This is a genomic window from Nocardiopsis halophila DSM 44494 (genome assembly GCF_000341245.1).
Lineage (GTDB): Bacteria > Actinomycetota > Actinomycetes > Streptosporangiales > Streptosporangiaceae > Nocardiopsis_A > Nocardiopsis_A halophila.
Genome location: NZ_ANAD01000255.1, coordinates 1 through 7048, shown reverse-complemented (window position 1 = coordinate 7048; position 7048 = coordinate 1). Strand labels below are relative to the sequence as shown.

Here is a 7048-nt window from a genome sequence, read left to right as displayed (position 1 = left end):
TCCGTCCGCTGAGGGTGGTGGTGGGCGACGGGCGGGCGTAACCTACGTCCCAGTAAGATGACCAGAAGGAATATGCGTCGGAACGGCTCCCCACTCCGCGACTCCGCGACGCGTTCCTTGTTCGACCGTCGACTGCGGCGCCCGCTGTGCCGCACCAGTTCGGAGGGTGTGGGTGTGACAGCTCCTTCAGACGCCCGGCCGCGGGGGACCCGCCTCCCCCGGCTCGCCCGCCGGCGGCAGCTGCTTGCCGCCGCCCAGGAGGTGTTCGTCGCTCAGGGCTACCACCAGGCGGCCATGGACGAGATCGCCGAGCGCGCCGGCGTCAGCAAGCCTGTGCTCTACCAGCACTTCCCGGGCAAGCTGGAGCTCTACCTGGCCCTGCTGGAGCAGCACTCCGAGGCCCTGGTGGAGAAGCAGCGCGAGGCGCTGGAGAGCACGACGGACAACCGGGAGCGCGTGCAGGCGAGCTTCCAGGCGTTCTTCGACTTCGTGGCCGGCGACGGCGAGGCCTTCCGCCTGGTCTTCGAGTCGGACCTGCGCAACCTTCCGGCGGTGCGCGAGAAGCTGGAGCAGACGCTGCACCGCTGCGCCGCGCTGATCAGCGAGGTGATCCGCCAGGACACCAGCATCTCCGAGGACGAGGCGCACATCCTGAGCATCGGCCTGGTCGGCATGGCCGAGACGAGCGCCCGCTACTGGCTGAGCCTGAGCGGGTCGATCCCGAAGGAGGCCGCCGAGCAGCTGGTGGCCCGCCTGGCCTGGCGCGGCCTGGCCGGCTGGGATCTGACCCGGGAGGGCCAGGAGCCCTAAGGCGTCGGCCTTCCCGCACCCACCCCGGCCTGGACCACAGGCCGGGGTGACCGGCGTTTGACCCACTCTTTACTCAGAGTCGCGATTCATTACTCTCCGAAGATTCGGCCCTGCTCATAACGGGTAATCGCGGTGGTGAGAAGCGATTCGTTTCGGTTTCGCCGAGCGTACGCGGGGCGCGCACCCGGGTACCGGGCGGGGCGCCATCGGGGGTGAGACGACATGGACATCGGGCAGGGGCTGACGACGGCGTGGACCGCCATCGCGGCCTTCGTACCCAGATTCGCCGCGTTCCTGGCCATCCTGATCATCGGTTGGCTGGTGGCCAAGTTCCTCGGCATGGTCGTGGGCAAGGGCCTGGCCCGCGTCGGGCTCGACCGCGGGCTGGACCGCACGGGGGTCGGCGAGTACTTCCAGCGCAGCCGGTACTCGGCGAGCGAACTGTGCGGCAAGATCGTCTACTACGCCGGTCTGCTGGTGACCCTGCAGCTGGCCTTCAGCGTGTTCGGGCCGACCAACCCGATCACCCAGATGCTCAACGCCGTGGTCGCCTGGATCCCGCAGGCGGTGGTGGCGATGGTCATCGTGGTGGTGGCCGGGATCATCGCCAAGGCCGCACGGGACGTCGTCTCGGGGGCCATGGGCGGGCTCAGCTACGGGCGGCTGGTCGCCAACCTGGCGGGCGTGTTCATCATGGCGCTGGGCGTCATCGCGGCCCTGAACCAGATCGGGGTCGCCACCACGGTGACCCAGCCGGTGCTGATCGCGGTGCTGGCCACCGTCGGCGGCATCCTCGTGGTGGGCGTCGGCGGCGGCATGATCCGCCCGATGCAGGAGCGGTGGTCCCGCTGGCTGGACGCGGCCGAGCGGGAGACGTCGCGCATCCAGGGGGCCGAGGGCTACTCCTCGGGCCGCTCGGACGCGATGGCCGGCGGCATGCCGCAGCAGCGCGAGGAGGGCGCCGAGCACGCCGCGCACGGGATGTCCTCGGGGCGGCACTCCACGGGGGGTGAGCGCCGCGGACCGGACGAGACCTGATCGACGCCCTGGCGCGCCCGGAGAGACCCTCGGGCGCTCCTGAAGGGGGCGGGACCTTCCGGTCCCGCCCCCTTCGCACGTTCAGGTCAGAGCAGTTCCTCGGCGCGCAGCTCGTCGCGGGACAGGCGGTCGATGCGCCGGATCACCAGGACCACCGTCGCCATGAGGGACAGGACCGAGATCCAGAAGGCCGGGCTGCTCCACCCGGTCACGGCCATGACGGCCACGGACACCAGCAGGATCACGGCCAAGAGAACGAAGTCGGTGCGGTCCTGCTGGATCAGGACTCCGACGGGTGGCCGAACGGCCCCGTGCCGACCGCTCCTCATGCGCTCTTCCTTTCTCGCGGCGCCTCTCGGCCGCAGCTTCGATCCCGGGGCGGGTCCTCGATCGAGGGGGCTTCTCGGATTCCGCTCCGTGTGCGCCGGCTGCGGGGGGCTCCCCACCCAGGTGAGGGGCCCGCGGCCGATACGTGACCCCGGGTACGGATCAGCGTACGCCCCGTGAGCGCCTCGGTGAGATCACTTCGCGGATCGGCGCGCGCTCCTGCGCCTGAGGTTCCACTGGGGCCAGACCAACTTAGCGGACGAATCCGCATTCCTTGGCCAGGCGGCAGATCGCCAGCAGCCGCAGGGTCTCCCAGTCGTACCCGGCCGACGTGCTGTGCCACCCGCGCTCGCGGCAGCCGTCCACGAACCCGCGGAGGTAGCCGGTGAGGCTGCGGCGGCTCAGCCGGGTGCCGCCGGCGGCGATGGAGTCGCGCACCGCGGCGGCGTGCTGGTCCAGCTCAGCGGTGAGCCAGGGGTCGGCACCCCCGCCGAGGGGGCCGAAGACATCGAACTCTCGCGAGAGGCGGGCCAGCGGGCCCTGCGCGTCGAACCCACTGCGCATGGACGTACTACCTCACGGCCGGGGACGGTCGGGAACCTGTCCGACTATATGTCAATTCGGGACCGAAACATGACCTGCCCGTGTCCGAGTGACCGGCCTCACCCTCCCGGGCGCCCCTCCTTGACCTGCGCTTCCGCCCCCCGAACGCCGTACACGGACGGGGATCGGGGCCTCCGGGGCCTCAGCCGCTGAGCCCCATCGCCTCCAGCCGCGCCGTGTGCGCCTCGGTCAGGCCGGCGAAGACCCTGCTGACGGCCGCGAGGTCGCCGCGCCCCCCGCCTTCGCCGCCGCCGGAGGCCTCCCCGGTCGCCCCGCGGGCCACCAGCCCGGCCAGTTCCGGCCGCGCGGCGGCCACGAGCTGCGCCTGGCTGAGCGCCTCGCCCACCAGCCTCCGGGCCCACAGCGACAGCGGCCCGGCGAGCTTGGGGTCCTCCTCCACCGCGGCGCGCACCCGGGCCGCGATCGGCTCGGCCCGCTCGCTCTCCGAGACCGCGCCGCGCACCGCCTCGGCCGTTCCGGCATCGGCGTGGTCGGCGATGGTGCGGTAGAAGTCGCCGGCGATGCCGTCGCCGACGTAGATCTTGACCAGGCTCTCCAGCCAGTTCTGCGGCTCGGTACCGGCGTGCCAGGCGTCCAGCGGCTCCACGAACGGCTCCATGGCCGCCTCCGGGTCGGCGCCCAGCTCCTCCAGCCGCGCGTGCAGCATCCGGTAGTGCCGGTACTCGGTGGCGGCCACCCCCGCCAGCTCGCCCTTGGCGACCAGGTCCGGCGCCAGGCCAGCGACGTCGGCGAGGTGGAAGAAGGACACGAGTTCGGCGTAGGCCAGCAGGCCCAGCAGGTCGATGACGCCGCCGGGCGCGGGCGCGGAGGGAGCGGAGGGATTGGTCATGCAGGCAAGGTTAACCAGCTCGCGGACCCGTCCCGCCCGGCCGTCCCGCCCCGTCGGGAGCAGGGCGGTCCGGACGCCGGTGACCGCGCGGGGATTATTCCGGGCCCCGCGCGGCGTTCCACCACCGGGCCCTCAGGGGCGCCCGCACCCGATCCGCGCGGACCCGCCGGACGGTGCCGCGGCAAGCGGCATGTCCAGCGGCGGGGCGCCGCGATAGACTCGGCTCCGTGATCGGCGGCCGAGCGCCAAGGGCGCGGACGCTCCCCCCGGCTGCGGCCGGTTCCGCCGCCGCGCACCGGCCGCCCCGGCCGGGCGCGGGAGGCGCCCCGCAGCGGAGGAATCCGCGTGGTGCCGAGCACCGCGCACCAGGACAACAGAGAGCGGACGGACCGGCGCGCCCGAACGGCGGGCGCCCCGCGCGGCACCCGGCCGCGCCGGACGGACCCGGCCCGCGCCGAGGAGGGCGGCGGAACCCGCCCCAGGCGCCGCACCGGCGCACACGACCGCGCGGCCGCGGTGCCGCCGGGAAGGCCGACCGCACCGCCGCCGAGGCCGCCGCAGAGAGCGCGCGGCCCGCCCAGATGGAGGCATGAGCCCTGACGAACACAGAGACCACCAGCGAACCCCGACGGACGTTCCGCGATCTGGGTGTCAGCACCGAGATCGCCGACGCCCTCGAAGCCGAAGGGATCATCGAGCCCTTCCCGATCCAGTCCCTGGCGCTCCCCCTGGCCTTGAACGGCTCCGACATCATCGGACAGGCGCGCACCGGCACCGGCAAGACGCTCGCGTTCGGCCTGCCGCTGCTGCAGCTGGCCCAGGAGTCGCCCGGCGAGTCCAAGCGCCCGCGGGCCCTGGTCGTCGTCCCCACCCGCGAACTCGCGATCCAGGTGGCGGCCGACCTGACCACGGCCGGCAAGCGCACCAAGGCGCGGATCCTGACCGTCTACGGCGGGCGCGCCTACGAGCCCCAGATCGACGGGCTCAAGCAGGGGGTCGACGTCGTCGTCGGCACCCCGGGCCGCCTGCTGGACCTGGAGAAGCAGAAGCACCTCAGCCTGGCCGGGGTGCGCGCCGTCGTCCTCGACGAGGCCGACAAGATGCTCGACCTGGGCTTCCTGCCCGACATCGAGCGCATCCTCAACAAGATTCCCGACGAGCGCCAGTCGATGCTCTTCTCGGCGACCATGCCCAGCGAGATCGTGGCGCTGTCCCGGAACTACCTGACCCGGCCCACGCACGTGCGCGCCGGTGACGACGACGATCCGGACGCCACCACGACGAGCCACATCGAGCAGTTCGCCTACCGGACGCACCAGATGGACAAGGCCGAGATGCTGGCCCGTCTGCTGCAGGCCGACGGCCGCGGACTGAGCATGGTCTTCTGCCAGACCAAGCGGGTGTGCGACAAGGTCGCCGGCGAGCTCAAGACGCGCGGCTTCGCCGCCGCAGCCGTCCACGGGGACCTGGGCCAGAGCCAGCGCGAGCGCGCGCTGCGGGCGTTCCGCAACGGCAAGATCGACGTGCTCGTGGCCACCGACGTGGCCGCGCGCGGGATCGACGTCGACGACGTCACCCACGTCGTCAACTACGAGTGCCCCGACGACGAGAAGACCTACACCCACCGGATCGGCCGCACCGGCCGCGCCGGGCGCTCGGGGACCGCGGTCACCTTCGTCGACTGGCAGGAGATGGCGCGCTGGAAGCTGATCAACAACGCGCTCGAACTCGACAACGCCGACCCGGAGGAGACCTACTCCACCTCCAAGCACTTCTTCGAGGACCTCCGCATCCCCGCGGGGACGAAGGGGCGCCTGGCCAAGGACCGCCAGGAGCGGGCCGGCCTGGAGGCCGAAGAGGTCGAGGACATCGGCGACACCGGCGGCCCGCGCCGCCACGAGAAGGGCGAGAAGGGCGAGCGCCCGTCGCGCTCGCGGAACCGCAACCGCAAGCGCACCCGCGGGGGGCGCGGCGCGTCCGCCCCGGCGGCCGCAGAGGGCGGCGCCCAGGCCCCGGCCGCATCCGGTGACGAGGGGTCCGCTCCCACGCCGCGGCGGCGCAGGCGGCGCCGCACCCGCAGCGGTGTCGATGTGAAGGGCGCCCCGCAGGAGAAGGGCCAGGAGGGCTGATCCCCTCCGCCGCCGAATGACGAAGGAGGGGGCGGCCCACCGGGCCCCCCCCCCCCCCCCGGGGCGCGGTCCGCGCCCCGCCACCGATCGGCGTCCGCCCCGCCGCACCCTGCGGATTCTGGGCGGACGCGAGATCGTCTAGGGTGAACCGTCGTGAGCACTCCCCGGTTTCTGGAACTCCCGCCCGGCGTGCGGCGGACCGATGTGACGACCGCCGCTGGCACCTTCGCGGCCCTGCGCGCGATGCCCACCTCCGGCGGCTGCGAACACCGCCCGGCGGTCCTGGTACCGGGGCTCACCGGAAGTAAAGAGGACTTCATCGCCCTGCTGCAGACGCTGGCGCAGGCGGGGCGCACGGTGTTCGCCGTGGACCTGCCGGGCCAGTACGAGTCGCCCGGCCCCGCGGACTTCGACGGCTACGGGACGGCCTGGCTGGGCCGCTCGGTCGCGGAGCTGGCCGAAGAGGTCGGCGACGGCGGGCCGGTGCACCTGCTGGGCCACTCCTACGGCGGCCTGGTGACCCGCGAGACCGTGCTGGAGGACGAGGCCCCCCTGCTCTCGTTCACCCTGATGAGCTCGGGACCGGCCGCGGTGCCGTCCGTGGAGCGTGTGGCCGACGCCCAGAGGCTGATCGCCTACCTGGGGGCCGAACCGACGCCCGAGCGGCTGGCGGACCTGTGGGAACGGTTCCTGGACGGCCCGGCCCGGCAGAGCGGGCTCGCCGACGACATCCTGAACTTCCTGCGCCGGAGAATGCTGGCCAACAGCCCCCGGAGCCTGGTGCGCATGTGCGAGGAGATCCTCTCGGCCGGGGACCGCACCGCCGAACTCGCCGCGACCGCGCTGCCGAAGCTGGTGCTGTACGGCGAGAACGACGACGCCTGGCCCCCGGAGGTCCAGGCCGCGATGGCGGACGAGCTGTCCGCCCGCAAGGTCGTCGTCCCCGGCGCCGCGCACTCCCCCAACGTCGAGGCCCCGGAGACCACCGCGAGCGCCCTGACACGCTTCTGGAACGCCGTGGAGACGCCTGCCAGGGACCAGTGACCCCGCCGCCCCCGGCGTGAACTGTCGACGGCCGGGAGACGGCTCCTGTCTCGGGAAGAAGGCCGGCCCCTCGGCGCTCGGTGCGAGCCGAGGCGACTGCGCAGACGGGAAGGCTGGTGCCCCGCTCACGGGCCCCGGCCGAGCGGCGGGCCGGCGGAGTGCGGGGAGATGAGCCGCGACGACAAGGGGAAGCGGTTTCCTGATGCCGCCGGTCGGCCGCCGGGTGGTCGGTGGTCCGGGGAGATTG

7 protein-coding genes are annotated in these 7048 nt (G+C 73.1%); 4 read left to right on the top strand and 3 right to left on the bottom strand.

Features of this window, described 5'->3' with window-relative positions:
- Nucleotides 1-174: 174 nt before the first annotated feature.
- Both D450_RS0127205 and D450_RS0127200 read left to right on the top strand, forming a co-directional pair.
- Nucleotides 175-810, top strand: coding sequence for a TetR/AcrR family transcriptional regulator (locus D450_RS0127205; protein ID WP_026124202.1), 636 nt, complete (start codon nucleotides 175-177; stop codon nucleotides 808-810).
- A gap of 222 nt (nucleotides 811-1032) precedes the next feature.
- Nucleotides 1033-1848 (top strand): mechanosensitive ion channel family protein, encoded by an 816-nt coding sequence (locus D450_RS0127200; protein WP_017541781.1) that lies wholly within the window; start codon nucleotides 1033-1035, stop codon nucleotides 1846-1848.
- A gap of 86 nt (nucleotides 1849-1934) precedes the next feature.
- Here D450_RS0127200 and D450_RS0127195 read toward each other — a convergent pair whose 3' ends face one another.
- From D450_RS0127195 to D450_RS0127185, 3 genes are all read right to left on the bottom strand, one after another.
- The gene (locus tag D450_RS0127195; RefSeq protein ID WP_017541780.1) at nucleotides 1935-2177 is read right to left on the bottom strand and encodes a hypothetical protein; all 243 of its coding nucleotides are present in this window, start codon (nucleotides 2175-2177) and stop codon (nucleotides 1935-1937) included.
- A 250-nt stretch (nucleotides 2178-2427) separates the two neighbouring features.
- The gene (locus D450_RS0127190) at nucleotides 2428-2739 is read right to left on the bottom strand and encodes a DUF6401 family natural product biosynthesis protein (RefSeq protein ID WP_017541779.1); all 312 of its coding nucleotides are present in this window, start codon (nucleotides 2737-2739) and stop codon (nucleotides 2428-2430) included.
- Nucleotides 2740-2920: 181 nt separating this feature from the next.
- A complete protein-coding gene (locus D450_RS0127185) occupies nucleotides 2921-3628 on the bottom strand; it encodes a ferritin-like fold-containing protein (protein ID WP_017541778.1) in 708 nt (235 codons plus the stop codon).
- Between the two features lie 689 nt (nucleotides 3629-4317).
- Here D450_RS0127185 and D450_RS0127175 point away from each other — a divergent pair.
- On the top strand, nucleotides 4318-5757 hold the full coding sequence (locus D450_RS0127175; protein WP_193789695.1) for a DEAD/DEAH box helicase: 1440 nt from the start codon (nucleotides 4318-4320) through the stop codon (nucleotides 5755-5757).
- A gap of 153 nt (nucleotides 5758-5910) precedes the next feature.
- Nucleotides 5911-6801 (top strand): alpha/beta fold hydrolase, encoded by an 891-nt coding sequence (locus tag D450_RS0127170; protein WP_039821068.1) that lies wholly within the window; start codon nucleotides 5911-5913, stop codon nucleotides 6799-6801.
- Nucleotides 6802-7048: the final 247 nt, after the last annotated feature.